The sequence below is a fragment of the Alteromonas sp. 4NH20-0056 genome (assembly GCF_057539655.1).
The window spans coordinates 1-2,137 of sequence record NZ_BAAJLS010000023.1 but is presented as its reverse complement, the minus strand read 5'-3'; the positions used below and the strand labels follow the sequence as shown (position 1 = coordinate 2,137).

Below are 2,137 nucleotides of genomic sequence, written 5' to 3'. Positions count from 1 at the left end.
GCCAAACTCAAGGCTTTTTAGGGTTGTATGGTTAAGTGACTAAGCGTATACGGTGGATGCCTTGGCAGTTAGAGGCGATGAAGGACGTGTAAGTCTGCGTTAAGCTGTGGTGAGCCGACAAAATGCATTTGAGCCACAGATGTCCGAATGGGGAAACCCACCTGTTTACAGGTATCGTTACATGAATACATAGTGTAACGAGGCGAACGAGGGGAACTGAAACATCTAAGTACCCTTAGGAAAAGAAATCAACCGAGATTCCCCTAGTAGCGGCGAGCGAACGGGGAGCAGCCCTTAAGCTGTTTAGTGTGTAGTGGAATCCTTTGGGAAGAGGAGCGATACAGGGTGATAGCCCCGTACACGAAGCGTGCTTTACAGTGAAATCGAGTAGGTCGGGACACGTGTTATCTTGACTGAATATGGGGGGACCATCCTCCAAGGCTAAATACTCCTAACTGACCGATAGTGAACCAGTACCGTGAGGGAAAGGCGAAAAGAACCCCTGTGAGGGGAGTGAAATAGAACCTGAAACCGTATACGTACAAGCAGTGGGAGCACCTTCGTGGTGTGACTGCGTACCTTTTGTATAATGGGTCAGCGACTTATATTTAGTAGCAAGGTTAAGCGAATAGCGGAGCCGTAGCGAAAGCGAGTGTTAACTGCGCGTTTAGTTGCTAGGTATAGACCCGAAACCCGGTGATCTAGCCATGGGCAGGTTGAAGGTTGAGTAACATCAACTGGAGGACCGAACCGACTAACGTTGAAAAGTTAGCGGATGACTTGTGGCTGGGGGTGAAAGGCCAATCAAACCGGGAGATAGCTGGTTCTCCCCGAAATCTATTTAGGTAGAGCCTCGGACGAATTCCATTGGGGGTAGAGCACTGTTAAGGCTAGGGGGTCATCCCGACTTACCAACCCTTTGCAAACTCCGAATACCAATGAGAACTATCCGGGAGACACACGGCGGGTGCTAACGTCCGTCGTGGAGAGGGAAACAACCCAGACCGCCAGCTAAGGTCCCAAAATATTGCTAAGTGGGAAACGATGTGGGAAGGCCTAGACAGCTAGGAGGTTGGCTTAGAAGCAGCCACCCTTTAAAGAAAGCGTAATAGCTCACTAGTCGAGTCGGCCTGCGCGGAAGATGTAACGGGGCTAAGCAATATACCGAAGCTGCGGCAGCACAGTTTACTGTGCTGGGTAGGGGAGCGTTGTGTAAGTGGATGAAGGTGAGTTGTAAAGCTTGCTGGACATATCACAAGTGCGAATGCTGACATGAGTAACGATAATGGGGGTGAAAAACCCCCACGCCGGAAGACCAAGGTTTCCTGTCCCATGCTAATCAGGGCAGGGTAAGTCGGCCCCTAAGGCGAGGCAGAAATGCGTAGTCGATGGGAAACGGATTAATATTTCCGTACTTATATAATCAGTGATGGAGGGACGGAGAAGGCTAGGCAAGCTTGGCGTTGGTTGTCCAAGTGAAAGCGAGTAGGCCGAGAACTTAGGTAAATCCGGGTTCTTAAAGCTGAGACGCGAGACGAGCTCCCAAGGGAGTGAAGTTGTTGATGCCCTGCTTCCAGGAAAAGCTTCTAAACTTATGATTATATAAACCGTACCCCAAACCGACACAGGTGGTCAGGTAGAGAATACTAAGGCGCTTGAGAGAACTCGGGTGAAGGAACTCGGCAAAATTGTACCGTAACTTCGGGAGAAGGTACGCCCCTGTTTGTGAACGCTTCGCGCGGTAAGCAGATGGGGGTCGCAGTGACCAGGTGGCTGGGACTGTTTATTAAAAACACAGCACTCTGCAAACTCGTAAGAGGACGTATAGGGTGTGACACCTGCCCGGTGCCGGAAGGTTAATTGATGGGGTTAGCGTAAGCGAAGCTCTTGATCGAAGCCCCGGTAAACGGCGGCCGTAACTATAACGGTCCTAAGGTAGCGAAATTCCTTGTCGGGTAAGTTCCGACCTGCACGAATGGTGTAACCATGGCCACGCTGTCTCCACCCGAGACTCAGTGAAATTGAAATCGCAGTGAAGATGCTGTGTACCCGCACCTAGACGGAAAGACCCCGTGAACCTTTACTACAGCTTGGCACTGAACATTGAACCTACATGTGTAGGATAGGTGGGAGGCTT

At 50.5% G+C, this 2,137-nt stretch carries 1 rRNA gene; it reads left to right on the top strand.

Features of this window, described 5'->3' with window-relative positions:
* Positions 1–29: 29 nt before the first annotated feature.
* Positions 30–2,137: ribosomal RNA gene (locus AC27EZ_RS18065) — 23S ribosomal RNA — on the top strand; the annotation flags it as partial.